Here is a 24,957-nt window from a genome sequence, read left to right as displayed (position 1 = left end):
GGCTCACCCCTCCTCGCCCCGCGCCGCCGCCAGCAGTCCCCGCCAGTCGGGGATCTTCACCGGCCCCCGCCCCAGGGAGCGCCCCAGCTCCGCCTCCGCGCGCTCGATCGACAGCCAGCCGTCCCACTCCACCGGCCGCAGCCCCCAGGCCCGCAGCACCGCCAGCGGGTCGTCCGCCGCCGCCCGCCGGGCGAGCAGGGGCGCGTCCTCGAGCAGCGAGGCGACCGTCTCCTTGGCGCAGGACCGGTTCGAACCGATCACCCCGGTCGGTCCCCGCTTGATCCACCCCGCCACGTACTCACCGGGCGAGGGCGCCCCGTCCCGCAGGACCCGCCCCGCCTCGTGCGGGACCGTCCCGCGCACCGGGTCGAAGGGCAGGCCGGGCAGCTCCACGCCCCGGTAGCCGATGGCCCGCAGCACGAGCTGGGCCTCGACGTCCTCGTACGCGCCCGTGTCCCGTACGCCCCCGGCACCGTCCGGAGCCGTCCGGGCGAACCGCACCCCCGCCACCCGGCCGCCGCGCTCCAGCAGCTCGACCGGCCGCAGGAAGAACCGCAGCCGGATACGGCGTACGGCATCGGGAACGGCGGGCTCCCCGTACGCCGACCAGCCCCGCAGCACCTCCAGGTTCCGCCGCACCACCGCAGGCAGCGGCAGCCCGTCCGGGGCCGCGTACGCCGGGTCCAGGGCCAGCTCCGCCGGGTCGACGGTGATCCGCGCCCCGGGCAGCGCCCCCAGCTCCCGCAGCTCCTTGGTGGTGAACCGGGCCTGGGAGGGGCTGCGCCGCCCCGCCACCAGCACCTCGCGCACCCGGCTCCCGGCCAGCGCGCCGAGCGCGGCCCTCGGCACATCGGTGGCGCGCAGCTCGTCGGCGCCGCGCGCCAGGATGCGGGCCACGTCGACCGCCACGTTGCCGACCCCGATCACCACGGCCGAGCGGGCCTCCAGCGCGAAGCCGTCGGGGGCGGTGTCCGGATGCGCGCTGTACCAGGAGACGAACCGGGTGGCGGACCAGCTCCCCGGCAGATCCTCCCCGGGCACCGCCAGCGGGCGGTCGGCGGCGGCCCCGACGCAGTAGACGACCGCGTGGTACAGCTCCGCCAGCCGGGCCGGGGGGACGCCGTCCGGCCCGCCGATCTGCACATGGCCCACGAAGGTGACCCGCTCGTCCTCCAGGACCGCCCGCAGGCTGTTCTGGAGCGACTTGATCTTCTCGTGGTCGGGCGCGACCCCGTACCGCACGAGGCCGTACGGGGTCGGCAGCCGGTCCAGGACGTGCACCCGGACCTCGGGCACCAGCGACTGGTTCAGCAGGGCCTGGGCGGTGTAGACCCCGCTGGGACCGGAACCGACGACGGCGACACGGAGCACGGCGCACCTCTTCCCGGATTCCCGGAGGGTGATTCCAGCATCGCACCGACGGCCGGAACACGGCGTGCGGGCCGGGCACGGCACCGGGAGGCGGGGACGCCGGTCGCGCGGGGCACCCGGGAGGCAGGGCGTGCGGGGCGCGGGGCACAGCCCCCGGAGCCGGAGAGCCGGGTGCGCGGGCGGTCACGGCATCAGCGCGCGCATCCGGTTGATCTCCACCGTCTGCTGGGCGGCGACATCGCTCGCCATCTCCTCGACGATCACGTCGTTGCCCTCGGAGAGCGCCTCCGTGGCCATGGTGACCGCCCCCTGGTGATGGGTGATCATCAGCTTCAGGAAGAGCTCGTCGAAAGCCTTCCCCTTCGCCGCGCGCAACTCCTTCAGCTGGGCCTCGGTCGCCATGCCGGGCATCCCGGCGTGGTCGTGGTCGTGGGGCTGCTTGCGGTCCTCACCACCGTTCCTTTTCAGCCAACCTTCCATCGCGCCGATCTCCGGCTTCTGGCCTGCCGCGATGCGTTCGGCGAGCCTCTTGACTGCCGGGGACGAGGCCCGGTCCGGGACGAGTTCGGTCATCACGAGGGCCTGCGCGTGGTGCTCGATCATCATCTGCGCGTAACGGAAGTCGGCGGAGTTCGCGGTGTCCCTGCTCGCCTCCTTCGCGGCCTCCTCGGCGGTGAGCGTACGGGCAGGCTCGCCCGGTCTGCCGGGGGCCACCACCCCCGGACCTGCGTCCTTGCCCGCGGCCGGTTTCGGATCGCCGCCGTCGCCGTCGCAGCCGCCCAGGGCGAGTACGGCGGCAACCGCCGCTGCCGCCAGGGCGGTTGCGCGCGGACGGGCGGACGGACGGTGGATCAACACGGCGACCTCCTGTGCCACATGGGTGTGTTGCAGACCGTTCCTAGCACGCCTGCGCGGGGGCGAAGATCAAAAACTTGATTACGTCTCTGTTGCCATCTGTTGATGTGTACATGTGAGGGACGATACTGCCGGGGTCCGTGAACCGTTCGAACCCCGAACGGATACAAGGGAGGACAGCAGTGATCTCGTTGCACACCACCCGCGTGCGGCGCAGACGTCTGGGCGTGGCAGCAGCCGCGGCCGGGCTCTTCGCCGCGCTGCTGACGGCCGCACCCGCAGCCGCGACGCCCGACCCGGGCGATGCCCCGCTCCAGCGCGGCTCCGTGACCACGAATCAGCAGGCCGAGGCCCGCGCCGCGATCCGCGGCGGTGACATACCCGGCGTGGACGAGATCGTCCACAGCTCCAACATCAAGCACCTGGCGAACGTCCCGAAGGGCGCCCTCAAGGGCACCAACACGGACCTCGCGTTCCAGGGGAAGTACGCCTACGTCGGCAACTACGACGGCTTCGTCATCTACGACATCAGCAACCCGAAGAAGCCGAAGACCGTCTCCGAAGTCCTCTGCCCCGGCGCGCAGAACGACATCTCGGTCTCCGGGAACCTGCTGTTCCTGTCGACCGACTCCTCACGGAGCGACGACTCCTGCTCCAGCACCACCCAGCCCGCCACGGAGAAGTCCTCCTGGGAGGGCATGAAGATCTTCGACATCAGCAACAAGCGCCACCCCCGGTACATCGCGGCTGTCGAGACCGCCTGCGGCTCGCACACCCACACCCTGGTGCCGGACGGCAAGAAGAAGAACATCTACATCTACGTCTCCTCGTACTCGCCGAACGAGGCGTTCCCCGACTGCCAGCCGCCGCACGACGGGATCTCCATCATCAAGGTGCCGCTGAAGGCGCCTCAGAAGGCCAAGCTCGTCAACTTCTCGAACCTCTTCCCGGACGGCGGCAACCCGGGTGCGCCCGAGAACCCGGGCGTCTCCAAGACGACCGGCTGCCACGACATCACGGTCCTGCCCTCCAAGGACCTGGCCGCGGGTGCCTGCATGGGTGACGGCATCCTGTTCTCCATCAAGAACCCGGAGCGCCCGAAGATCATCGACCGGGTCCAGGACAACGTGAACTTCGCGTTCTGGCACTCGGCCACCTTCAACCAGGGCGCCAAGAAGGTCGTCTTCACCGACGAGCTCGGCGGCGGCGGCGCGGCCACCTGCAACGAGGAGATCGGGCCCAAGCGGGGTGCCAACGGCATCTACGACATCGTGGGCAAGGGCGACAACCGCAAGCTGGTCTTCCGCAGCTACTTCAAGATCGACCGCCACCAGGCCGACGTCGAGGTCTGCGTCGCCCACAACGGCTCGGTCATCCCGGTGAAGGGCAAGGACCTGATGGTCCAGGCGTGGTACCAGGGCGGCATCTCCGTCTGGGACTTCACCAACTCGGCGAAGCCCAAGGAGATCGCCTTCTTCGAGCGCGGCCCGGTCACGCTCGGACAGGTCACCACGGCCGGCCCCTGGTCGACGTACTACTACAACGGCCACATCTACTCCAGCGACATCGCCAAGGGCCTGGACGTCCTGAAGCTGACGGACAAGCGCACCGACCCGGCGAACCGGGTCAAGCTGGACGAGCTCAACGTGCAGACCCAGCCGGACTACTTCGCCCGCTGATCCACCGGCAGAAGAAGCCGTCCCTCACGCACTGACGGGGCCGGTGTCCGCCGGGCGGTTGCCGCCGCCCGGCGGACACCGGCCCCCGCGCGTGCGCCGCAGAATATTCATTGACCGATGAGCCGGGCCGGGACATGCTGTATTCCTGTGTCGGCGGGCCCCGCAACTCCGGTCCCCGACGCGGTCCACGGCCCGTCTCCTCCAGGCGCGGCCGAGGGGCGCGCCTGGCATCCGGCGACGCGGGGGATCGCCGGAGTCAGGCGCGCGCCACGGACTCCGGCCGGGGGCTCAGACGGCGGTCCGGCCGCTCTCACCGGTCGCGGCGGCCCACTCCACCAGCAGCCGCTGGTACTCCGCCTCGTCCTGCGGGGACAGGTATCCGCCCGAGCGCTGCCACAGGTCGCGGATGTCCGCGTTGATCTCTGTGGCGGGACGCGTGGAAACGGACGACGACGACATCGGGGACATGGATACAAGGCTACGGCCCCGATGCGATGATCCGACCCCGTCCGGGACGGGATATCCCTCACATCGCGGGGGAGAGGGACGGGATGTCCCTCACATCACGGGCGTTGGAGACGTGATGCCCCGCACACCGCACGTGATGCCCCGACGCCGCAGAGGAAACAGAGGCTCCGCACACCGACGGGAAGCGGCGCAGGAGGCCGCTCACGCCCCGTGCGCTGCCCCCTCCGGCGCCCGGCGGGCCAGGCTCCAGCGGTAGCCGGCCATGGTGAACGCCACCACCGCCGCACCCAGCAGCACCCCGCCCACCACATCGGTCAGCCAGTGCACCCCCAGGTACAGCCGGGTCACCGCCACCCCGGCCACCGAGAGGGCCGCCACGACCGCCGCACCGGCCCACAGGGCCGGACCCGCCCCGTACAGCCACAGCAGCCACAGGAGCAGCCCGCAGCTCACCGCCGCCGTCATGGCGTGCCCGGACGGGAAGGCCGCGAAGTGGGCCGTGTCCACCGGGTCCGGCCAGCGCGGGCGGTCGCGGTCCACGGCGGCCTTCACGCCCTGCTGGAGGAGGGAGCCGACCAGACTGGCCGCGGCCACCCACAGGGCGAGCAGCCGGGCACCGCGCCACCACAGGACCACCACGGCCACCGCGACCAGCGCCCGCATCGTCCAGGGGTCCCAGAACCAGTCCGTCAGCACCCGGTTGACCCGGACCAGTCCGGGGTCGGCCACGGCGTGCCGGTGCAGGCCGTCGGCGACCGTACGGTCCAGGGCCATCAGCGGGGACCACCGTCCGGCCACGAGGGCGAGCAGCACCACGAACAGGGCGGTGCCGACGGCTCCGGCGGTCAGGGCGGCCGCGGGGCGGGGGGAGCGGTCCGTCCGGGGAATGTGGGGGGAGTACATGGGGCGATACTCCCGGACGGGCGGCCCTCGTGACCAACCCGGAGCCCCGGGCCCCGCACGACACACCCGGGGAACTCCCTGCCCCGTGCGGCCGACGCGAAGCTCCCGGCCCCGCGACCGGCCCGGACTCGGGCCCTTACCCCAGAGCGCTGAGCCCCGGAACGAAGGCCACCGCCAGGGGAACGACCGGCACCAGCGCGGCGGCCGCCGTCAGGCGCAGCCGCCGGCCCGCCGTCAGCCGCTCGACCGGGGCCAGCAACCGGTTGACGCGCAACGGCACTTGGGCGTCCGGGGTGGGGCAGGGGCCGAAGACCCCGCGGTCCTCGTTGAGCCCGACCAGGGCGAGCGCGGTCGTCAGCCGGCCGAAGCGGCGCGAGGCCACGTCGTCGGCGGCCAGCTCGACCAGCCGGTGCATCTCGTCGCGGAACGCGGCGAACACCGGGATCTGCGGGAAGCCGATCGCCAGCGCCGACGAGCAGTGCAGCAGCCAGTCGTGCCGGGCCTCCGCGTGGCCCTGCTCATGGGCGAGCACCGCGTCCAGCTGACGGCCCTTCAGGCGTCCGAGGGCGGCGGTGGTGATGACCAGCTGGGGCGCCGTGCCGGGCAGCCACCAGGCGTCCGGGCGCGCACCCTCCAGCACCACGAGACGGTCGGCGCCGGGCTCCTCGCCCGGCATCAGCGGGGAGCGGACGAGCAGTTCCGCCCGGCGCTGCCTGCGCCGCCGCCGCGCCCGCAGGATCTCCCGTACGAGCATCGCGCCGCTCCACAGACCGCCCAGCGCCAGCAGCACCGCGATGACCGCCGACCAGGGCCCGTACGCCCCCAGGGCGTACGCCTCGACCACGGCCGTCGGGGCGGGGGCGAAGACATGGCCGCGCACCGCCTGCCAGGCGGCGGCCGCGCTGAACGTCATGGAGAGCGCGAACGACATGAGGACCCCGGCGACCACGCACTGCCACACCCACAGCGCCACCACCGGCTCGCGCTCCGGCCACCGGGCCCGCGCCATCAGACGCGGGGTCACCAGAGCGGTCAGTGCACCGAGCAGCAGCAGCGCGAGGGAGACCAGCATGCCGCCAGCCTATGAGGGGCGGGCGACCCACGGGTATGGCTGCGCCCGGCAAGTGACGTAGACCACGGTTTGGAAGGCCCCTGTCCCACGATCTGTCTCACAGCGTGAGAAGCATGGCGAACATGGCGATGCCCATCGTGAGCCGGCAGGCCCTCGTCAGCTCGGCCCGCCCGCCCGCCGCACCGCCCGCGGCACCACTCGCACCCCCGCGTACGACGCCCTCGGCGGAGCCGCCCGCGAAGCTCGCGACGGCCGTGCCCGCCGGTATGAGATGCCCGGCCGAGCGGAGCACGTACAACGCGAAGTAGACGAGCAGCGCCCCCGTCAGCAGGGGGATGCCCCCGGCGCCCCCCGCCGCCGCCCCGTGCCCCGCGTGCCCGCCCGCGCCTCCGGCCCCCGGAGCCATCGCCACGGCCATGTAGACCATCGCCAGCGAACCGACGAGGTGGTGCAGATGGTGGGAGCCACGCCGGGCCGGCCGGAGCGCCCGCAGCGCGGCGGCGCCGAACACCGCCGCGTACACCGTCCAGGCCCACTCCGGAGGCGTCAGCACCGCCGTCGGCAGGGCCATCGCCGCCATGCCGAAGCCCATCAGCGCCTCGGAGCGTGCCGTTCCGCGCTCCTGCGGGGTGCCGGTGCGGGCGCGCAGCAGGCAGGAGGCGGCGCTCACCGCGCACAACGCCATCAGCAGCCACCCGGCCAGGGCCCCTCCGTGCACGCCGAACCTCCCCCCGGTCCCCAGTCGGTCGGTCATCGGTCGGTCAATCGATGCCCGGGACGCAGCCGCCGAACCCGGCGCGCAGGGGCGTGAAAGGGGTGCGTCGGGGCCCGGGAGGGGCGCTCCGGGTCGCGTTACCCTCGACCCGCGTGTGTACGGCACGCAGAGAGCAGCAGAGAACGGAGCGTTCCCCATGGACACCGCCACGCCCCCCGGCTCGGCCCGCCTGACCTTCCGCGACGCGACCGCGGCGGACGCCCCGGCGCTGGTGGCGCTCATCGAGTCCGCCTACCGGGGCGACTCCAGCCGTACGGGGTGGACCACCGAGGCGGACCTCCTGGAGGGGCAGCGGACCGACGAGCAGGGCGTGCGCGAGGTCATCGACGCTCCGGCGGGCAGGCTGCTGGCGGTCGAGCGCGACGGCGAGCTGATCGCCTGCTGCCAGCTCGAACACCGCGGCGACGCGGCGTACTTCGGGATGTTCGCGGTCCGCCCCGGCGCCCAGGGCGGCGGTCTCGGCAAGGTGATCATCGCGGAGGCCGAGCGCACGGCCCGGGAGAGCTGGGGCGTCACCGAGATGCACATGACGGTGATCTCGGTGCGCGAGGAGCTGATCGCCTGGTACGAGCGGCGGGGCTACCGGCGTACGGGGCAGTTCACGCCGTTCCCGTACGGCGACGAGCGCTTCGGCGTCCCGCAGCGCGACGATCTGGCCTTCGAGCTCCTGGTCAAGGACATCGGAACCGCCTGAACGCTCGCGGGTCGCGCAGGGCGCCGGGCTCAGGCCGTGAAGCGGCCCGTGCGGCGGATCTCCGGGAAGTCCGTGGTCGCGCCGTCCAGCCCCAGCGCCCGGGCCAGCCGCAGATGGTCCTGGGTGTTCACCACCCAGCCGATCACCTTCAGCCCCTCGGCGTGCGCCTGCTCCACGGTCTCCAGGGTGAGCCGCCGGATGTTCAGCGCGAGCGTGGCCGCCCCCGCCGCCCGCGCCCGGTCCACGATGTCCCCGCCCCAGCGGCTGGCGATCAGGACCGTACGCACCCCCGGCACCAGCCGGGCGATCTCCGTGACGGCCTCGTCGTGGAACGAGGAGACCTCCACCCGCCCGGCCAGGTCGCGGGCGAGGATCACCTCCGCCAGGGCCCGGGCCGCCGCCACGTCCTTGATCTCGGCCTGGAGCGGGGCCTTCACCGCGTCCAGGACCTCTTCGAAGACGGGGACCCGCTCACCCTTCCCGGCGTCGAGCTCCCGCAGCTCCGCCAGGGTCTTGCCCGCGATCGGCCCGGTGCCGTCGGTGGTGCGGTCCACGGCCGCGTCGTGCATCACCGCGAGCGCGCCGTCCTTGCTGAGGTGCAGATCCAGCTCGATGGCGTCCATCCCCGCCGCTTCCGCGGCCACGAAGGAGCGCAGGGTGTTCTCGGGCTCGACGCCCATCACTCCGCGATGGCCCAGGGTGAGAAAGGACAAGGCGACCTCGTTTCCGTCGGCGTCCGGCCGCCGACTGCTGCTGTCCGCGCGGAGTTACGGCTTACGGCACTGGGGAGGGTAACGGCCGGGGCCGTGGATGTCTGCCGCCGTGCGGGCCCGGTCGGCCGGGCACCGCAACAGCGGTGAGAAGTGTGCGCCTACCCCGCATGCGACAGGAAAAACAGCGGTGACCATAGGGGGTACGCAGGATAATTTTCGGGACTTCACTTGTGTGAAGGAACCCGGCCCGGCTACGGTGGCTCCACGCGAGGTTCTCCCGTGGAGGAAGTGTTATGACGGAAATTCTTGTGCACGATGCCGCCGACGGCGCGATAGCTACTGCCCCCCGGGTGGTCGAGCACCCGGCCTGGCCTGTGCTCAGGGACGCCGTCGAGGAGATCCGCCCCTGGCAGTCCGCCGACGGCTCCATCGACTTCGAGGCCGAGGGCGCCCCGTCGCCCGCGACCGTCGAGCGTGTCGTCGAGCGCGTGATCGGCGCGGTGGAGGAGCTCTCCCCGCTGCTGCCGCACGACACCGCCTACCACCGTGCACTCGTCACCGACCTGCGCCGCTGGGTCGCCGACGGCTTCCGCGTACCCGACTTCCTGGACTCGCTGCTCGCCTTCCAGCCCGCGCGGAACCGGGTCGACGGCCTCCAGCACCTGGTCGTCTTCCCGATGTACACGCAGAACGGCAACCCGGACCGCAACTTCGAAGCCGTCGTCCTGAAGATGGTCTGGCCCGAGTGGCTCGCCGACCTCGAGGCCACCCGCTACGACAACCCGCTCTTCTGCGGGATCACCTTCGAGGACTTCACCGCCGGTTACGACACCAACTCCGCGGTCCTCTTCCCCGAGACCATCGCCGTGCGCGAGGCCCCCGAGCGCTTCAGCTGGGGCGGCATCTTCTGCGACCGCGAGGCCGCCCGCTTCCGCCGTGTCACCGAGGCGTCCGTCGAGCTGCTCGGCCTGGAGCTGCCCGAGGACATCCGCGACATGATCGGCGACCAGACCCGGTGCGAGCAGGCGTTCGTCCTGTGGGACATGGTCCACGACCGCACCCACAGCCACGGCGACCTGCCGTTCGACCCGTTCATGATCAAGCAGCGCCAGCCGTTCTGGATGTACGGCCTGGAGGAGCTGCGCTGCGACCTCACCGCCTTCAAGGAGGCCGTGAAACTGGAGGCCGAGGGCAACGCGCACGGCCGTGACGTCCAGTACGCGGTCCTCTTCGACCGGATGTTCCGCTTCCCGGTCACCGGCGACCGCGTCCGCAACTACGACGGCCTCGGCGGCCAGCTTCTCTTCGCCTACCTGCACAAGCACGACGTCGTCCGCTGGACGGACAACACCCTGAAGATCGACTGGGAGCGTGCCCCGCAGGTCACCAACCAGCTCTGCGCCGAGATCGAGAAGCTCTACCGCGACGGGATCGACCGCCCCAAGCTGGTCCACTGGTTCGCCGCCTACGACCTGGTCTCCACCTACCTCGCCCCGCACCCCGGGTCCACCTGGGCCAAGGGTCCCGACGCCCTGGACCTCACTCAGCCGCCTCGCAAGCTCGTCGACGACGTGCTTCCGGACGAGTTTCCCCTGAGCATGTTCTATGAGGCGCTCGCCAAGAAGCTGAAGCACGTGATTGCCTCCGCCAAGGGAATTACCGCCGCGAGCGCCGAGAAGGCAGCCGCGTGAACGCATCTCCTGAGGAGGCGGTGGCCATGAACGGAACGAGTAAGGGCGAGGGGACAGGCGTGCTCGAAGGTGCTGTGATCGCGGTCGCGGGAGCTGCGGGGCCCGCGGGCCGCGCGACACTGCTGCGGCTCGCGGAGGCCGGTGCGACCGTCGTCGGCTGCGACGCGAACCCCGAGCGGCTCGCGGAGGCGGTGGACGCCGCCCGCTACGCCCACGGCGGCGCGACCGTCACCGGGGAGACCATCGACCTGCTCGACGTCGACGCCACCCGGGACTGGGCCAAGCGGACCGAGGCCGAGTTCGGCCGGATCGACGGCCTGGTGCACCTCGTCGGCGGCTGGCGCGGCAGCGCCACGTTCCAGGAGACCAGCCTCGCGGACTGGGACCTGCTGGAGAAGCTGCTCATCCGCACCGTCCAGTCCACCTCACTGGCCTTCCAGGAGCCCCTTCAGCGCAGCGACAAGGGCCGTTACCTGCTGATCAGCGCCGCGGGCGCCGGCAAGCCCACCGCGGGCAACGCCGCCTATTCCGCCTCCAAGGCCGCCGCCGAGGCATGGACCCTCGCGCTCGGCGACGCCTTCCGCAAGGAGGGGGGCGAGGACGGGCCGGCGGCCGCTGCTGCGATCCTGGTGGTCAAGGCACTGGTGAACGACGCGATGCGCGCCGAACGCCCGAATGCGAAGTTCGCGGGCTTCACCGACGTCACGGAGCTGGCCGAGGCCATCGCCGGCGTCTGGGACAAGCCCGCCCCCGAAGTGAACGGAAAGCGCCTGTGGCTGACCCCGCAACCGTAAGGACCGACGCGCGCCGCCACCACGACCCGCAGGTGCGCGGGTTCGCGAGCGACAACTACGCGGGCGCGCACCCCGAGATCCTCGCGGCCATCGCCCTCGCCAACGGCGGCCACCAGGTCGCCTACGGCGAGGACGACTACACCGGCCACCTCCAGCGCGTCATGCACAGCCACTTCGGCCCCACCGCCGAGGCGTTCCCGGTCTTCAACGGCACGGGAGCCAACGTGGTGGCCCTCCAGGCGCTCACCGACCGCTGGGGCGCGGTCATCTGCGCCGAGTCCGCGCACATCAACGTGGACGAGGGCGGCGCGCCCGAGCGGATGGGCGGCCTGAAGCTCCTCACCGTACCCACGCCGGACGGCAAGCTCACCCCCGAGCTCATCGACCGGCAGGCGTACGGCTGGGACGACGAGCACCGGGCCATGCCGCAGGTCGTCTCGATCACCCAGAACACCGAGCTGGGCACCGTCTACACCCCCGACGAGATCCGCGCCATCTGCGACCACGCCCACGAGCGCGGCATGAAGGTGCACCTCGACGGGGCCCGGATAGCCAACGCCGCCGCCTCCCTGGACGTGCCGATGCGCACGTTCACCAACACGGTCGGCGTCGACGTGCTCTCCTTCGGCGGCACCAAGAACGGCGCCCTGTTCGGCGAGGCCGTCGTCGTGCTCAACCCCGACGCGGTCCGGGCGATGAAGCACCTGCGCAAGCTCTCCATGCAGCTCGCCTCCAAGATGCGCTTCGTCTCCGTCCAGCTGGAGGCGCTGCTCGCCAAGGACCTGTGGCTGCGCAACGCCCGGCACGCCAACGCCATGGCCCAGCGGCTCGCCGAGGGCGTCCGCGCCGTCGACGGCGTGGAGATCCTCTACCCGGTCCAGGCCAACGCCGTCTTCGCCCGGCTGCCGAACGCGGTCAGTGAGCGGCTCCAGGAGCGCTTCCGCTTCTACTTCTGGGACGAGAACGCGGGAGACGTCCGCTGGATGTGCTCCTTCGACACCCGCGAGGACGACGTGGACGCCTTCCTCCAGGCGCTGAAGGAAGAGATGGCGCGGTAGCGCGGCCCCTTGTGCCCGCATGAGTAAGCGGCCGACCGGAGATCGACTGATCTCCGGTCGGCCGCTTCGCGCGTGCCCCCTCCCACACACTTCTGAGCCCCCGGCGGGTGTGCGTCGGGGGCTCAGAGGTCTGAGTGGGGGGTGTGCAGGGTGTTCGGAGGGTGCGCAGGGGGTGCGCGGCCGGTCAGCCGCGCTCGCGGACCTCGGCGGGCGTCGGGGCCGTACCGCCGAGATGGGCCGGGACCCACCACGTGTCACTCGCGTCCTTCGGACGCACCGGGTACGCCCGCTGGGCGGCCTCCAGCAGCTCCTGCACGCGCTCCCGCAGCCGCCGGGTGATCGCGCCCGCGTACTGGTCCGCGGGCGCCTCCACGGGCTCGCCCACCCGGATCGTGATCGGGATGTGGCTGCGCTTGAAGTTGCGCGGCCGCCCCTTGGTCCAGATCCGCTGCGTGCCCCAGAGCGCCATCGGGATCAGCGGGACCCCGGCCTCCTGGGCCAGGCGCGCGGCACCCGACTTGAAGCTCTTCAGCGTGAACGACTGCGAGATCGTGGCCTCGGGGAAGACGCCGACGATCTCACCGGAGCGCAGCGACCGCAGCGCGTGCGCGTACGCGTCCTCGCCCTGGTTGCGGTCGACGGGGATGTGCTTCATCCCCCGCATCAGCGGACCGGAGACCTTGTGCCGGAAGACCGATTCCTTCGCCATGAAGCGCACGAGCCGCTTCTGCGGCAGAGCGCCCAGGCCGGTGAAGATGAAGTCGAGGTAGCTGATGTGGTTGCTGACCAGCACCGCCCCGCCGGTCTTCGGGATGTGCTCCGAACCCTGAGTGTCGATCTTCAGGTCGAGCGCCTTGAACAGAGTGAGAGCGGCGCCGACGACCGGTCGATAGACGAGTTCTGCCATCTGGGGAAGACCCTTCTTCAGTGCCTGGGGAGGGTTCTCCCGGCGGAAGTTACGCAGCCGTAGGTTTTCGGCATTGTGGCGATGGTGCCCCATGCGCGGGCCCGTGACCAGTCCCGGTGGGCTCGGACGGCGAGATTCTCGTCACGTGCCCGTCACCTCCGAGCTGCGGGAATGCCCGGCGTCCTGCCGGTGCTGACTCCTTGCGAAGGGCTCTGGACCAGGAGGCGACACGTGGACGGCGGAACACCCGCGCAGCGGCTCGACGCGGCCCAACTCGGCGCGGAACTGGGGGAACGGGCGACGCTCGTGCAGTTCTCCACCGCCTTCTGCCAGCCGTGCCGGGCCACCCGCCGCACCCTGGTGGAGGTGGCCGCCATGGTCGAAGGGGTCGCGAACATCGAGATCGACGCCGAGGCGCATCTCACGCTCGTGCGGCAGCTCGGCATCACGAGGACGCCGACCGTGCTCGTGCTCGACAGCACGGGCGAAGTGGTCCGCCGCGCGTCCGGTCAGCCGCGCACCGCCGACGTCGTCGCGGCGCTGGGGCGAGCCATATGACGGACCGTGACGCATCTCCCACATTGCGGGACGCACTTGACTGCACCCGCCACGCATCGTCAGTCTGACGCTATGCCGCCAGAACTCCTTCTCTACGGCCGGGTCCATGTGGACCTCGCACGCCACGCGAGTGCGCGCTGTCCGGGTGCCTGAGCAACCACGGCCCCGTACGCCCTCCTCGCAGAAGGACACCTCCATGACGGCCTCCCCCGAACTCGCCCCCTCCCTCGCGGCCTCGCCCGAGCTCCTGCGCTCCGTCTTCCGCCGCCACGCCGCGGGCGTCGCGGTGATCACCGCGACCGGTGACGGCCGCCCGGTCGGATTCACGGCCACCTCGCTCAACTCCGTCGCCGCCGAGCCCCCGCTGATCTCCTTCGGGATCGGTACGTCCTCCTCCAGCTGGCCGGTGCTGGCCGGGGCCGAGCACGTCGGCGTCCACATACTCGGCGAGCACCAACAGGAGCTGGCCGCCACCTTCGCCCGCAGCGGCGCCGACCGCTTCGGCCCGTCCACCGACTGGAGCAGTGGCCCCGAGGGTGTTCCGGTGCTGGCCGGGGTCCCCGCCTGGCTGGTCTGCCGCGTGGTGGCCCGGGTCCCGGCCGGGGACCACCGCATCGTGATCGCCGAAGCCGTGGCGGGCGACCCCTCGGGGGCGGGCCGGCCGCTGGTCTACCACCAGGGACGGTTCACGGCTCTGCGAGACTGAGGGCGAGCGAGTGGTGCGTGCAGGACCGTTTCCGCCGTAGGCAAGGTCACAGTACGGAGCGCTTGCTCAGGGGTAAGAGACTGGGTGTACTGGCGAGTAATATCGGGTGGGGCCTCGGCCCACCCGGCCGGAAACGGCCCTGTAAGGCGCCTATGCTGCGTGCAACAAGGCAGCCCAGAAATGACGATGCAGTAGGAGAGCCGGCGTGAGCTTGAGGATCGTTGTCTGTGTGAAGTACGTGCCCGACGCGACCGGTGACCGGGGGTTCGCCGATGATCTGACGGTGGACCGTGAGGATGTCGATGGTCTGTTGTCGGAGCTGGACGAGTACGCGGTCGAGCAGGCGTTGCAGATCGCGGATGCGGCGGACGGTGCGGAGATCACGGTGGTGACGGTGGGTCCGGAGGACGCGAAGGACGCGTTGCGCAAGGCTCTGTCGATGGGTGCGGACAAGGCGGTGCATGTCGAGGACGACGATCTGCACGGCACGGACGTGATCGGTACCTCGCTGGTTTTGGCGAAGGCGGTCGAGAAGACCGGGTATGACCTGGTGATCTGCGGGATGGCCTCGACCGACGGTGTGATGGGTGTTCTCCCGGCGCTGCTGGCGGAGCGGCTGGGTGTGCCGCAGGTGACGCTGCTGTCGGAGGTGGCGGTCGCGGACGGTGTGGTGACCGGGCGGCGTGACGGTGACACCGCATCCGAGCAGCTTCAGGCGTCGTTGCCTGCGGTGGTGTCGGTGACCGACCAGTCGGGTGAGGCGCGTTACCCCTCGTTCAAGGGGATCATGGCGGCGAAGAAGAAGCCGGTCGAGTCGTTGGATCTGGATGATCTGGATCTGGACGCGGACCTGGTGGGTCTGGCGGGTGCGTGGACGGCCGTGGACTCGGCGACGGAGCGTCCGGCGCGGACGGCGGGCACGGTCGTGAAGGACGAGGGCGAGGGCGGCAGGCAGCTGGCCGAGTTCCTCGCGGGCCAGAAGTTCATCTAGCCCCCGCGCACACCCCGTATGTCCCTCCCCCTCTTCTTTCTCTCGTCTGGAGTGCGTTGTCATGGCTGAAGTTCTTGTTCTGGTCGATCACGTGGACGGTGCGGTCCGCAAGCCCACCCTGGAGCTGCTGACGCTGGCCCGCCGGATCGGTGACCCGGTCGCCGTCGCGCTGGGTGCCGGTGCGGAGGCGACCGCGGGTGTGCTGGGTGAGCACGGTGCGGTACGGGTGCTGACCGCTGATGCGGCGGAGTTCGCGGACTATCTCGTGGTTCCGCAGGTGGATGCGTTGCAGGCGGCGTTTGATGCGGTGTCGCCGGTGGCGGTGCTGGTGGTGTCCTCGGCCGAGGGCAAGGAGATCGCCGCCCGCCTCGCCCTGCGCATCGGGTCGGGGATCATCACCGATGCCACCGATCTGGAGGCCGGTGACCAGGGACCCGTCGCCACGCAGGCCGTGTTCGCCGCCTCCTACACCACCCGCTCCCGTGTCTCTAAGGGTGTTCCGGTCATCACGGTCAAGCCGAACTCCGCCCCCGTCGAGGCGGCCCCTGCGGCGGGTGCGGTGGAGGCCCTGAGCGTGTCGTTCAGCGAGGCGGCCACGGGGACGAAGGTGGTTTCGCGGACGCCGCGTGAGTCGACCGGGCGCCCGGAGCTGACCGAGGCCGCGATCGTGGTCTCCGGTGGGCGCGGGGTGAACGGGGCGGAGAACTTCCCCCTGATCGAGGCCCTCGCCGACAGTCTGGGTGCTGCGGTGGGTGCGTCGCGGGCGGCGGTGGACGCGGGCTGGTACCCGCACACCTCCCAGGTCGGCCAGACCGGGAAGTCCGTCTCCCCCCAGCTCTACATCGCCTCCGGGATCTCCGGCGCGATCCAGCACCGGGCCGGGATGCAGACCTCCAAGACCATCGTCGCGGTCAACAAGGACCCCGAAGCCCCGATCTTCGACCTCGTCGACTACGGCGTCGTCGGCGACCTCTTCACCGTCGTCCCCCAGCTCACCGAAGAGATCAACAACCGCAAGGGCTGACATCCCCCTGCTCCTTCCACAACGCTGGGCCGCACGGTGACCACACCGCGCGGCCCAGCGCCGTTCCGGGCCACCATTGACGCAGGTCGAACGGCCTTATAACTTCACTATACGGATTGTTGATTCCGGGAAGCGGAAACAGCGAGAGCGTGGAGGGTACGGTCATGGGTCAGCAGGAGAAGGTGGCGACGAGCCTCGCGGGCACGGTCAGCGAGGAGATCAGCGCCTCCCTCACGGCGGTCGACGCAGAGCTCGCCCGCCGCTACCCGGGCGACCCCGGCACCCGCCAGCCCGTGCACACCGTCTACGTACCCGGTGACGTCTTCGAGCCCGGCACCCTCCGCTCCTGGGGCGACCAGGCGCTGGCCGCCCTCGACGAACACGCCCCCGACGCCGCCTCCTTCGCCGCCGTCCTCGGCATCCCCGAGGAGCTCGCGGGCCCCGTCCACGACCGCGTACGCGCCAAGCTGGAGCGTGAGCCGGTGGAGGACCTCCGTATCGACTTCGAGGACGGTTACGGGCCCCGCTCCGACGCCGAGGAGGACGAGGCCGCCGCCCGTGCCGCACGCCTGGTCTCCGAGGCGTACGCGAACGGCACCGCCGCCCCGTACATGGGCATCCGGATGAAGTGCATGGAGGCCGGTGTACGCGACCGGGGCATCCGCACCACCGATGTCTTCCTCACCGGCCTGATGGCGGCGGGCGGGCTCCCCGAGGGGCTCGTGCTGACGCTGCCGAAGGTGACGTACCCCGAGCAGGTCACCGCCTTCGTCCAGCTTCTCGAAGCCTTCGAGAAGGCCCACAGCCTCGACGTGGGCCGCATCGGCTTCGAGATCCAGATCGAGACCAGCCAGTCCATCCTGGCCGCCGACGGGACCGCCGCCGTCGCGCGCATGATCGACGCGGCGCGGGGCCGGGCGACCGGGCTGCACTACGGCACCTTCGACTACAGCGCCTGCGTCGGCGTCAGCGCCGCCTACCAGGCCAGCGACCACCCGGCCGCCGACCACGCCAAGGCCGTCATGCAGGTCGCCGCCGCGGGCACCGGCGTACGGGTCTCCGACGGCTCGACCAACGTCCTGCCCGTCGGCACGACCGACCGGGTGCACGAAGCCTGGCGGCTGCACTACGGCCTCACCCGCCGCGCTCTGGCCCGCGCGTACTACCAGGGCTGGGACATGCACCCCGGGCACCTGCCGACGCGTTACGCGGCCGTCTACGCCTTCTACCGCGAGGGCCTGGAGCCCGCCGCCGCCCGGCTCGCCGCGTACGTCGCCAAAACCGACGGTGACGTGATGGACGAGCCCGCCACCGCCAAGGCGCTCAGCGGCTACCTGCTGCGCGGCATCGACTGCGGCGCGCTCGACACCGCCGAGGTCGCCCGGCTGACCGGCCTGACCCGCGCCGACCTGGACGCCTTCGCCTCGCCGCGCCGGGGCGACCTGACGGTCACGGCTCCGTAGGGGCGGCCGCCAGTAGCGGTCAGGCGTCGTGCCCCGGCTGCGGTACGGACAGTCCGGCCGGGGTGCGCGGGCCGCCGCGTACCGGCAGCTCCACCACCCGGTTGTCGCTGAAGTCGGCAACGTACAGCGTGCCCGTCGGATCGGCAGCCCGGTGGTGGGGACGACGGGCCGGTGGTCGGCGGCCGACGGTTGACGTGCCGTCAGCGGCCGACGTCAGGAACCGCTCCGGCCGTTCCTGCGGCACCAGGCCCCGAGCGGCCCGGCCCCGGGCGTGGTGCCGGGGTCGTACGGGCGTGTAAAGGAAGCGTGCGAGCCGTACAGGCGCGTGCGGGTGAAGCCTGCGGCCGTACGGGGCACTTGCGCGAAGCGTGGAGAGCCGTACGAGCCCGTACGCGAAGACGCGGACCCGTACCGGGCTCAGGCGGGCGGCAGTTCGCCCGAGCCGCGCGGGATCAGCGTGGTCGGCAGCTCCACCCGGGCCGGGGCGTGGTCCGCGCCGTCGAGCCGGCGGAACAGGTGCTCGGCGGCGGTCCTGCCGACGGCCGCCGCGTCCTGCGAGATGACGGTGATGCCGAGCAGATCGGCCAGCTCGATGTCGTCGAACCCGACCAGTGCCACCGGCCGTTCCCGCTCCGCGATCACCCGGACCGCCGTCACCGTCACCCGGTTGTTCCCCGCGAACAGGGCGGTGACCGGCTCGGGGCCGCCGAGCATCGCCTCGGCGGCCGACCGGACCCGGCCGGGGTCGGTGGTGCCGAGGGAGACCCAGCGGTCCTCGACGGTGATCCCCGCGTCCGCCATGGCCGCGTGGTAGCCGCGCAGGCGCTCGGTGGCGGTGTGGATGCGGGGCTGGTCACCGATGAACCCGATCCGGCGGTGGCCGTGGGCGATCAGGTGGGCCACACCCTCCCGGGAGCCGCCGAAGCTGTCGGAGAGGACCATGTCCGCGTCGATCCGGCCCGCCGGGCGGTCCACGAAGACCGTCGCGATGCCCGCCTTGATCTCGGGCTCCAGATACCGGTGGTCGTCGCCCGCCGGGATCACGATGAGACCGTCCACCCGGCGTGCGCACAGGGCGAGGACGAGCTCCTGCTCGCGCTCGGGGTCCTCGGCGCTGGAACCGTTGATGAGCAGGGCCCCGTGCGCGCGGGCCACCTCCTCCACGGCGCGGCTCAGCGGGCCGTAGAAGGGGTCCGCCAGATCCTCCAGGACCAGGCCGATCGAGGCCGTACGCCCCTTGCGCAGGACGCGGGCGCTGTCGTTGCGGCGGAAGCCCAGCGCGTCGATGGCCTCCTGTACGCGGCGCTCGGTGTCGGGCGTGACGCCGGGCTCGCTGTTCACCACCCGGGAGACCGTCTTGAGGCCCACTCCGGCGCGGGCCGCCACGTCCTTCATGGTCGGCCGGTTGCCGTAACGGGTCTCGGAATGACGGGGGGTCCGGTCCACAGTGCGCTGTCCTGTCGTCGGATACGGGCGGGGAGGGGCGGGCGGGGGCTCTGGCGGGGTCGGCGATCGGCGATTCGGGCGGCATACGGGCGTCTCCGGACGGCCCGCGGAGCCTGTCGCGGAGACGAACGGAGGCCGTGGCGTCGAGCATAGGCCCTGGACAACGTTGTCAACGCCAGAGAGACTGTGCAGACTATTGACTGAACCCGCAGGTCCCGCCCTTCACTCACCCGGAGAAGCCACACCGATGGATACCGACCTCGTCGCCGCGCTCGACATCGGCGGCACCAAGATCGCCGGCGCGCTGGTCGACGGCGATGGAACCCTCCTCGTACGGGCGCAGCGGCCGACGCCCGCCCGGGAGGGTGCCGAGGCGGTGATGGGCGCGGTCGACGAGGTGCTCGGCGAGCTGACGGCCTCTCCGCTGTGGGCCCGCGCGGGCTCCGCCGGGATCGGCAGCGCGGGGCCGGTCGACGCGGGCGCGGGCACGGTCAGTCCGGTCAACGTCCCCGGCTGGCGCGGCTTCCCGCTGGTGGAGCGGGTGCAGAAGACCATCGGCGGGCTGCCCGTCGCGCTCGTCGGCGACGGGGTCGCGATGACGGCGGCCGAGCACTGGCTCGGGGCGGCGCGCGGCTACGACAACGCGCTCTGCCTCGTCGTGTCGACGGGCGTCGGCGGCGGTCTGGTCCTCGGCGGCTCCCTGCACCCGGGCCCCTCCGGCAACGCCGGGCACATCGGCCACATCAGCGTCGACCTGGACGGCGACCCGTGCCCCTGCGGAGCGCGCGGCTGCGTCGAACGCATCGCCAGCGGCCCGAACATCGCCCGCCGCGCCCTGGCGGACGGCTGGCTCCCGGGCCCCGACGGCGACGCCACGGCCGCCGCGGTGGCCGCCGCCGCGCGCGCCGGGGACCCGGTGGCCACCGCCTCGTACGAGCGGGCCGCCCAGGCGCTCGCGGCCGGGATCGCCGCCACCGCCACTCTGGTCGAGATCGACATCGCGGTGATCGGCGGGGGAGTGGCGGGCGCCGGTGACGTGCTCTTCACGCCGCTGCGGCGCAGCCTGGCCGACTACGCCACGCTCTCCTTCGTGCGCGGACTCACGGTCGCCCCCGCTGTGATGGGCACCGACGCGGGGCTGGTCGGGGCCGCGGCGGCGGCGATCGCACTGCGGTAGACGCCTCTTGGCGGCCTTGGCGGCTCTTCTGGGCTCCTCTGGCAGCTCCTGGCCGCCCTGGTGGTCCTCTGACGGCCTGCTTGCCCTGGCGGCCCGCTTGCCGTCGCGCGTGGCCGTGCGCCGAGGAGTGCGCCTTCGTACGCGCCGTGCACTCCTCGGCCCAAAACGGGCCGGATGCCCGCATCCCGGCAACGCCGTCGCCGCCGCGGGGTTTCCACGGCAGGGTGTTGCGGGCAAGCCACAGGGGGCTACGAAGAGGGGGAACCGTGATCGTCTGGCTCAACGGGGCGTTCGGCGCGGGCAAGTCCAGCGTCGCAGGCGAACTGATCGATCTGATCCCGAACAGCACCTTGTACGACCCGGAGCTCACCGGGGCGGCGCTGCGCGGTCTGCTGCCCCAGAAGAAGCTGGCCGAGGTGGACGACTTCCAGGACCTGAGGATCTGGCGGCGGCTCCTGGTGGACACGGCGGCCGCGCTGCTCGCCGAGGTGCCCGGGGTGCTGGTGGTGCCGATGACCCTGCTGCGGCAGGAGTACCGGGACGAGATATTCGGCGGGCTCGCCTCCCGGCGCATCCCGGTCCGGCATGTGCTCCTCTCACCTGAGGAAACGATCCTGCGCAGGCGGATAGCGGGCCGGGTGGAGCACCCCGGTGACCGTGAGCAGAGCGAGCGCGTCAACCGGTGGGCGTACGACCACATCGGCCCCTACCGGGACGCCCTCGGCTGGATCACCGAGGACGCCCACGTCGTCGACAACGGCGCGCTCACCCCGCGCGAGACCGCCGAGCGGATCGCCGAGGCCGTCCGCACCGGCGCCGCCGGGGTGTGCGAGATCGTCCAGAGCCCCGAACCGACCGCCGCGACCGTCGCCGCCGGGGTGCTCCTCTTCGACGAACAGGACCGGGTGCTGCTCGTCGACCCCACGTACAAGCCCGGCTGGGAGTTCCCCGGCGGGGTCGTGGAGGAGGGCGAGGCCCCGGCGCAGGCGGGGGTGCGGGAGGTGGCCGAGGAGATCGGGCTCCGGCTCGACCGGGTCCCCACGCTGCTCCTCGTCGACTGGGAGTCGCCCTCCCCGCCCGGCTACGGCGGACTGCGCTTCCTCTTCGACGGCGGGCTGCTGCGCTCCGAGGACGCCGCCCGGCTGCTGCTCCCCGGCTCCGAACTGCGCGGCTGGCGCTTCGCCACGGAGGAGGAGGCGGCGGGGATGCTGCCGCCCACCCGCTACGAGCGGCTGCGCTGGGCCCTGCGGGCGCGCGAACGGTCCACGGTGCTCAACCTGGAGGCGGGCGTGCCGGTGGGCTGAACGTGGTGTCCACGGGTGGCGCGGTGGCCTGAACGTGTCCACGGGCGGCGCGGTGGGCTGAAAGCGCCCACGGGATTTCCTGTTGGGTGAACACGCCGGGCGTCACCTCCCCGGCCTCTGCCACGCAGCCCCCGGTGAACAGGACTCCGTGGCGCGGCAGATGGAGGGCGATGGGGCCCGGCGTGTGGCCGGGGGCATGGACCACCCGGGCCCCGCCGCCGAACGGCAGCACCTCGCCGTCGGCCACCTCGCGGTCGGCCCGGGTGGGCGGGGCCTCGGGGACCGCCGACCCGTGCTCGTACAGCGGGCGTTCCCCGTCGAGGAGGTCCGGTTCCGGTACGGGGAGCTCGCCTTGGATCACCGGGGCGGGCGCCCCCGGCAGGTGCTTCCGGAGAAGCCCCGGCCGACGCTTCCGAAGAGAGCGTCGGCCGGGGCCCGGCGGGTCCTCAGACCTTCTTGGACTCCGCGTAGTTGCGCAGGAACAGCGCCTCGGCGACCGACAGCCGCTCCAGCTCCTCGGGCGACACGCTCTCGTTCACCGCGTGGATCTGCGCCTCGGGCTCACTGAGGCCGATGAGCAGGATCTCCGCCTCCGGGTAGAGCGACGCCAGCGTGTTGCAGAGCGGGATGGAGCCGCCCATGCCCGCGGACTGCATCTCCTGGCCCGGGTAGGCGTCCCGCATCGCGTCCGCCATCGCCGTGTACGCCGGGCTGGACGTGTCGGCCTGGAACGGCTGGCCCTGGCCCACCTGCTCCACCGCCACCCGCGCGCCCCACGGGGTGTGCGCCTCCAGGTGGGCGGTGAGCAGCTTCGTCGCCTCGGCGGCGTCGTGGCCCGGCGGCACCCGCAGGCTGATCTGGGCCCGCGCGCTCGCCTGGACCGACGGGGTGGCGCCGACGCACGGCGGGCAGTCGATACCGATGACGGTGACGGCGGGGCGTGCCCAGATCCGGTCCGCGACCGTGCCCGTACCGATCAGCTCCACGCCGTCCAGCACCTTGGCGTCCCGCCGGAAATCGGCCTCCGGGTACTGGAGTCCCTGCCAGTCGGCGTCATCGGTCAGACCGTCGACCGTCGTCGTCCCGTTCTCGTCGCGCAGCGAGGCCAGCAGCTGGATCATCGCGGCCAGCGCGTCCGGGGCCGCGCCGCCGAACTGGCCCGAGTGCAGGTTCCCTTCGAGGGTGTCGAGTTTCACGCGCAGCATCGTCATCCCGCGCAGCGTCGCCGTGACCGTCGGCAGCCCGGCCCGGAAGTTCCCGGCGTCCCCGATGACGATCGTGTCGGCCGCCAGCAGCTCCGGGTGCGCCTCCGCGTACCGCTCCAGACCGCCGGTGCCCTGCTCCTCGGAGCCCTCGGCGATCACCTTCACCGAGACCGGGACACCGCCGTTCGCCTTGAGGGCGCGCAGCGCGAGCAGGTGCATGATGAACCCGCCCTTGCAGTCCGCCGCGCCCCGGCCGAACCAGCGGCCGTCGCGCTCGGTCAGCTCGAACGGCGGGGAGAGCCACGCCGACTCGTCCAGCGGCGGCTGTACGTCGTAGTGGGCGTAGAGCAGCACGGTCGGCGCCCCGGCCGGGCCGGGCAGGAAACCGTAGACCGACTGGGTCCCGTCGGGGGTGTCGAGCAGGGCGACATCCGTGAAGCCCTCGGTGCGCAGCGCGTCCGCGACCCAGTTCGCCGCCGCCTCGCACTCGCTCTTCGGGAACACCGCGGGGTCCGCCACCGACTGGAACGCGACCAGCTCGGCGAGCTCCGCCCGGGCGCGGGGCATCAGCGAGGCGACGGTCTCGGAAATCGGACGGGCGGTCATGGGCACGCTCCTCGTGGGTGCGACGTTAAGAGGAGGGCACGGTGAGTACGCGCCCTATCCACGACACCGTGGATCGCGGTGCCGTGCGTACGACAGAATCATGGCCGATCCTCCCACAGGGGGGCTCGGCCGGGACGCGCCGTAGGATGCCGTGAGCAGCTTGGGGCCACTGGTCGGATCAGGAGCAGAAGCACATCGTGAGCAGCGAGAACGCAGACGCCGGGCGGGAAAACGAAGAGTCGTCGTCGGTCTGGGACGTCGTCGTCGTCGGCGCCGGACCGGCCGGCGCATCGGCGGCGTACGCGGCGGCCGTGGCGGGCCGACGGGTTCTGCTGCTGGAGAAGGCGGAACTGCCGCGCTACAAGACCTGCGGCGGCGGCATCATCGGGTTCTCCCGTGACGCCCTGCCACCGGGGTTCGAACTGCCCCTGAAGGACCGCATCCACGCGGTCACCTTCTCGCTCAACGGGAAGCTCTCCCGCACCCGGCGTTCCCGGCGGATGCTCTTCGGGCTCATCAACCGCCCGGAGTTCGACGCCGGGCTGGTGGAGGAGGCGCAGAAGGCCGGTGCCGAACTGCGCACCGGAGCCTCGGTGGTGCGGGTGGAGCAGCACGGACCCGCCGTGCCCGACCGGCGTACGGTCGCGGTCGTGCTGGCCGGGGGTGAGACGGTGCTCGCGCGGGCGGTCGTCGGCGCGGACGGCAGCGCGGGCCGGATAGGAGCACACGTCGGGGTGAAGCTCGACCAGGTGGACCTCGGCCTGGAGGTGGAGGTCCCCGTTCCGGCGACGGTGGCGGAGGACTGGGCGGGCCGGGTGCTCATCGACTGGGGCCCGATGCCCGGCAGTTACGGCTGGGTCTTCCCCAAGGGCGACACGCTGACGGTCGGGGTGATCTCGGCGCGCGGCGACGGCGCGGGCACCAAGCGGTATCTGGAGGACTTCATCGCCCGCCTCGGCCTCGCCGGGTTCGAGCCGTCGATCTCCTCGGGCCATCTGACCCGCTGCCGCAGCGACGACTCGCCGCTCTCGCGCGGCCGGGTCGTGGTCTGCGGCGACGCGGCGGGCCTCCTGGAGCCGTGGACCCGGGAGGGCATCTCCTTCGCCCTGCGCTCCGGCCGCCTCGCGGGCGAATGGGCCGTCAGGATCGCCGAGTCGCACGACGCGGTGGACGCCCGCCGCCAGGCCCTCAACTACGCCTTCGCCATCAAGGCCGGGCTCGGCGTGGAGATGGGTGTCGGCCGCCGGATGCTCAAGCTGTTCGAACGCCGCCCGGGGGTGCTGCACGCGGTGCTGACCGGCTTCCGTCCGGCCTGGAAGGCGTTCGCCGGGATCACCCGGGGCACGACCTCGCTGGCCGAGCTCGTGCGTACACACCCGATGGCACAGCGCGCGCTGAGCGCGAGCGACCGCCGGAGCGGGCGAGGAGCGCCGGGCGCGGGCGAGGCGGCGAGTGCCGGACCCGGTGAGCGTGCGTGAGGCGAGCGGCGGGTGACGG

At 72.1% G+C, this 24,957-nt stretch carries 23 protein-coding genes and 1 pseudogene; 13 read left to right on the top strand and 11 right to left on the bottom strand.

Translation table 11 applies throughout. The features are described from left to right. Window positions 1-3 precede the first annotated feature (3 nt). Together B7C62_01895 and B7C62_01890 are read right to left on the bottom strand one after the other, a co-directional pair. Complete coding sequence (locus tag B7C62_01895) at window positions 4-1,371, bottom strand: NADP oxidoreductase (GenBank protein ID ARF71143.1); 1,368 nt, start codon at window positions 1,369-1,371, stop codon at window positions 4-6. Window positions 1,372-1,554: 183 nt separating this feature from the next. Beyond that, window positions 1,555-2,229 (bottom strand): DUF305 domain-containing protein, encoded by a 675-nt coding sequence (locus B7C62_01890; protein ARF76939.1) that lies wholly within the window; start codon window positions 2,227-2,229, stop codon window positions 1,555-1,557. Between the two features lie 179 nt (window positions 2,230-2,408). On the opposite strand from B7C62_01890, the gene B7C62_01885 reads away from it, so the two are divergent. Then, entirely contained in the window at window positions 2,409-3,905 is a 1,497-nt protein-coding gene (locus B7C62_01885) for a hypothetical protein (protein ARF71142.1), read from the top strand. 669 nt (window positions 3,906-4,574) lie between these two features. On the opposite strand, the gene B7C62_01880 is transcribed toward B7C62_01885, so the two are convergent. The 3 genes from B7C62_01880 to B7C62_01870 all read right to left on the bottom strand — a co-directional run bounded on the left by B7C62_01880 (window position 4,575) and on the right by B7C62_01870 (window position 7,066). Then, window positions 4,575-5,276 carry a hypothetical protein gene (locus B7C62_01880; protein ID ARF71141.1) on the bottom strand — a complete coding sequence of 234 codons (702 nt, stop codon included), beginning with the start codon at window positions 5,274-5,276 and terminating at the stop codon, window positions 4,575-4,577. A gap of 136 nt (window positions 5,277-5,412) precedes the next feature. Then, window positions 5,413-6,348 (bottom strand): hypothetical protein, encoded by a 936-nt coding sequence (locus tag B7C62_01875; protein ID ARF71140.1) that lies wholly within the window; start codon window positions 6,346-6,348, stop codon window positions 5,413-5,415. 97 nt (window positions 6,349-6,445) lie between these two features. Next, complete coding sequence (locus B7C62_01870) at window positions 6,446-7,066, bottom strand: DUF5134 domain-containing protein (GenBank protein ARF76938.1); 621 nt, start codon at window positions 7,064-7,066, stop codon at window positions 6,446-6,448. Between the two features lie 193 nt (window positions 7,067-7,259). On the opposite strand from B7C62_01870, the gene B7C62_01865 reads away from it, so the two are divergent. Continuing rightward, window positions 7,260-7,817: a GNAT family N-acetyltransferase gene (locus tag B7C62_01865; protein ID ARF71139.1), complete on the top strand. Its 558-nt coding sequence runs from the start codon at window positions 7,260-7,262 to the stop codon at window positions 7,815-7,817. Between the two features lie 29 nt (window positions 7,818-7,846). Here B7C62_01865 and B7C62_01860 read toward each other — a convergent pair whose 3' ends face one another. Then, window positions 7,847-8,530 (bottom strand): glycerophosphodiester phosphodiesterase, encoded by a 684-nt coding sequence (locus B7C62_01860; protein ARF71138.1) that lies wholly within the window; start codon window positions 8,528-8,530, stop codon window positions 7,847-7,849. A gap of 293 nt (window positions 8,531-8,823) precedes the next feature. On the opposite strand from B7C62_01860, the gene B7C62_01855 reads away from it, so the two are divergent. From B7C62_01855 to B7C62_01845, 3 genes are read left to right on the top strand one after another with little or no spacing between them, the layout of a single operon-like run. Next, window positions 8,824-10,221: a hypothetical protein gene (locus tag B7C62_01855; protein ID ARF71137.1), complete on the top strand. Its 1,398-nt coding sequence runs from the start codon at window positions 8,824-8,826 to the stop codon at window positions 10,219-10,221. Between the two features lie 26 nt (window positions 10,222-10,247). Further along, entirely contained in the window at window positions 10,248-11,015 is a 768-nt protein-coding gene (locus B7C62_01850; protein ID ARF71136.1) for a short-chain dehydrogenase, read from the top strand. Then, the gene (locus tag B7C62_01845; protein ID ARF71135.1) at window positions 10,994-12,073 is read left to right on the top strand and encodes a threonine aldolase; all 1,080 of its coding nucleotides are present in this window, start codon (window positions 10,994-10,996) and stop codon (window positions 12,071-12,073) included. The genes B7C62_01850 and B7C62_01845 overlap by 22 nt, the downstream gene beginning before the upstream one ends. 184 nt (window positions 12,074-12,257) lie before the next feature. Here the strand turns inward: B7C62_01845 and B7C62_01840 are convergent, their stop codons facing one another. Continuing rightward, window positions 12,258-12,980: a 1-acyl-sn-glycerol-3-phosphate acyltransferase gene (locus B7C62_01840; GenBank protein ARF71134.1), complete on the bottom strand. Its 723-nt coding sequence runs from the start codon at window positions 12,978-12,980 to the stop codon at window positions 12,258-12,260. 231 nt (window positions 12,981-13,211) lie between these two features. Here B7C62_01840 and B7C62_01835 point away from each other — a divergent pair, with 231 nt between their 5' ends. The 5 genes from B7C62_01835 (at window position 13,212) to B7C62_01815 (ending at window position 17,722) form a co-directional block, all read left to right on the top strand. Beyond that, the gene (locus B7C62_01835; GenBank protein ID ARF71133.1) at window positions 13,212-13,538 is read left to right on the top strand and encodes a thiol reductase thioredoxin; all 327 of its coding nucleotides are present in this window, start codon (window positions 13,212-13,214) and stop codon (window positions 13,536-13,538) included. Between the two features lie 196 nt (window positions 13,539-13,734). Next, the gene (locus tag B7C62_01830; GenBank protein ARF71132.1) at window positions 13,735-14,244 is read left to right on the top strand and encodes a flavin reductase; all 510 of its coding nucleotides are present in this window, start codon (window positions 13,735-13,737) and stop codon (window positions 14,242-14,244) included. A 205-nt stretch (window positions 14,245-14,449) separates the two neighbouring features. Beyond that, a complete protein-coding gene (locus B7C62_01825; protein ID ARF71131.1) occupies window positions 14,450-15,235 on the top strand; it encodes an electron transfer flavoprotein subunit beta in 786 nt (261 codons plus the stop codon). Between the two features lie 61 nt (window positions 15,236-15,296). Further along, a complete protein-coding gene (locus B7C62_01820; protein ARF71130.1) occupies window positions 15,297-16,259 on the top strand; it encodes an electron transfer flavoprotein subunit alpha in 963 nt (320 codons plus the stop codon). 164 nt (window positions 16,260-16,423) lie between these two features. Further along, window positions 16,424-17,722 (top strand): aldolase, encoded by a 1,299-nt coding sequence (locus B7C62_01815; GenBank protein ARF76937.1) that lies wholly within the window; start codon window positions 16,424-16,426, stop codon window positions 17,720-17,722. Between the two features lie 19 nt (window positions 17,723-17,741). Here the strand turns inward: B7C62_01815 and B7C62_01810 are convergent, their stop codons facing one another. Both B7C62_01810 and B7C62_01805 read right to left on the bottom strand, forming a co-directional pair. Continuing rightward, window positions 17,742-17,966: a hypothetical protein gene (locus B7C62_01810; protein ARF71129.1), complete on the bottom strand. Its 225-nt coding sequence runs from the start codon at window positions 17,964-17,966 to the stop codon at window positions 17,742-17,744. Window positions 17,967-18,139: 173 nt separating this feature from the next. Then, entirely contained in the window at window positions 18,140-19,117 is a 978-nt protein-coding gene (locus B7C62_01805) for a LacI family transcriptional regulator (protein ARF76936.1), read from the bottom strand. 298 nt (window positions 19,118-19,415) lie between these two features. Here B7C62_01805 and B7C62_01800 point away from each other — a divergent pair, with 298 nt between their 5' ends. Together B7C62_01800 and B7C62_01795 are read left to right on the top strand one after the other, a co-directional pair. Next, window positions 19,416-20,345, top strand: a complete 930-nt coding sequence (locus B7C62_01800) for a hypothetical protein (GenBank protein ID ARF71128.1) — start codon at window positions 19,416-19,418, stop codon at window positions 20,343-20,345. Between the two features lie 266 nt (window positions 20,346-20,611). Beyond that, window positions 20,612-21,649, top strand: a complete 1,038-nt coding sequence (locus B7C62_01795) for an ATP/GTP-binding protein (protein ARF71127.1) — start codon at window positions 20,612-20,614, stop codon at window positions 21,647-21,649. Between the two features lie 88 nt (window positions 21,650-21,737). Here the strand turns inward: B7C62_01795 and B7C62_01790 are convergent. Both B7C62_01790 and B7C62_01785 read right to left on the bottom strand, forming a co-directional pair. Then, window positions 21,738-22,016: pseudogene (locus B7C62_01790) on the bottom strand (MBL fold metallo-hydrolase). Window positions 22,017-22,095: 79 nt separating this feature from the next. Further along, window positions 22,096-23,460: a dipeptidase gene (locus B7C62_01785; GenBank protein ID ARF71126.1), complete on the bottom strand. Its 1,365-nt coding sequence runs from the start codon at window positions 23,458-23,460 to the stop codon at window positions 22,096-22,098. A gap of 197 nt (window positions 23,461-23,657) precedes the next feature. Between B7C62_01785 and B7C62_01780 the strand changes: the two genes are divergently transcribed. Further along, window positions 23,658-24,938, top strand: coding sequence for a hyaluronate lyase (locus B7C62_01780; protein ARF71125.1), 1,281 nt, complete (start codon window positions 23,658-23,660; stop codon window positions 24,936-24,938). Window positions 24,939-24,957: the final 19 nt, after the last annotated feature.

This window comes from Kitasatospora albolonga, assembly GCA_002082585.1.
Classification (GTDB): domain Bacteria; phylum Actinomycetota; class Actinomycetes; order Streptomycetales; family Streptomycetaceae; genus Streptomyces; species Streptomyces stephensoniae.
The sequence above is the reverse complement of the archived record's forward strand: the minus strand, read 5'-3'. Positions and strand labels throughout refer to the sequence as shown.

Bases quoted from the DNA above. Each gene is read 5' to 3' on its own strand.
- B7C62_01805 (ARF76936.1), bottom strand. From the start codon at position 19,117: ATGAAGGACGTGGCGGCCCGCGCCGGAGTGGGCCTCAAGACGGTCTCC.
- B7C62_01875 (ARF71140.1), bottom strand. From the start codon at position 6,348: ATGCTGGTCTCCCTCGCGCTGCTGCTGCTCGGTGCACTGACCGCTCTG.
- B7C62_01840 (ARF71134.1), bottom strand. From the start codon at position 12,980: ATGGCAGAACTCGTCTATCGACCGGTCGTCGGCGCCGCTCTCACTCTG.
- B7C62_01785 (ARF71126.1), bottom strand. From the start codon at position 23,460: ATGACCGCCCGTCCGATTTCCGAGACCGTCGCCTCGCTGATGCCCCGC.
- B7C62_01880 (ARF71141.1), bottom strand. From the start codon at position 5,276: ATGTACTCCCCCCACATTCCCCGGACGGACCGCTCCCCCCGCCCCGCG.
- B7C62_01800 (ARF71128.1), top strand. From the start codon at position 19,416: ATGGATACCGACCTCGTCGCCGCGCTCGACATCGGCGGCACCAAGATC.
- B7C62_01855 (ARF71137.1), top strand. From the start codon at position 8,824: ATGACGGAAATTCTTGTGCACGATGCCGCCGACGGCGCGATAGCTACT.
- B7C62_01815 (ARF76937.1), top strand. From the start codon at position 16,424: ATGGGTCAGCAGGAGAAGGTGGCGACGAGCCTCGCGGGCACGGTCAGC.
- B7C62_01850 (ARF71136.1), top strand. From the start codon at position 10,248: ATGAACGGAACGAGTAAGGGCGAGGGGACAGGCGTGCTCGAAGGTGCT.
- B7C62_01830 (ARF71132.1), top strand. From the start codon at position 13,735: ATGACGGCCTCCCCCGAACTCGCCCCCTCCCTCGCGGCCTCGCCCGAG.
- B7C62_01865 (ARF71139.1), top strand. From the start codon at position 7,260: ATGGACACCGCCACGCCCCCCGGCTCGGCCCGCCTGACCTTCCGCGAC.
- B7C62_01820 (ARF71130.1), top strand. From the start codon at position 15,297: ATGGCTGAAGTTCTTGTTCTGGTCGATCACGTGGACGGTGCGGTCCGC.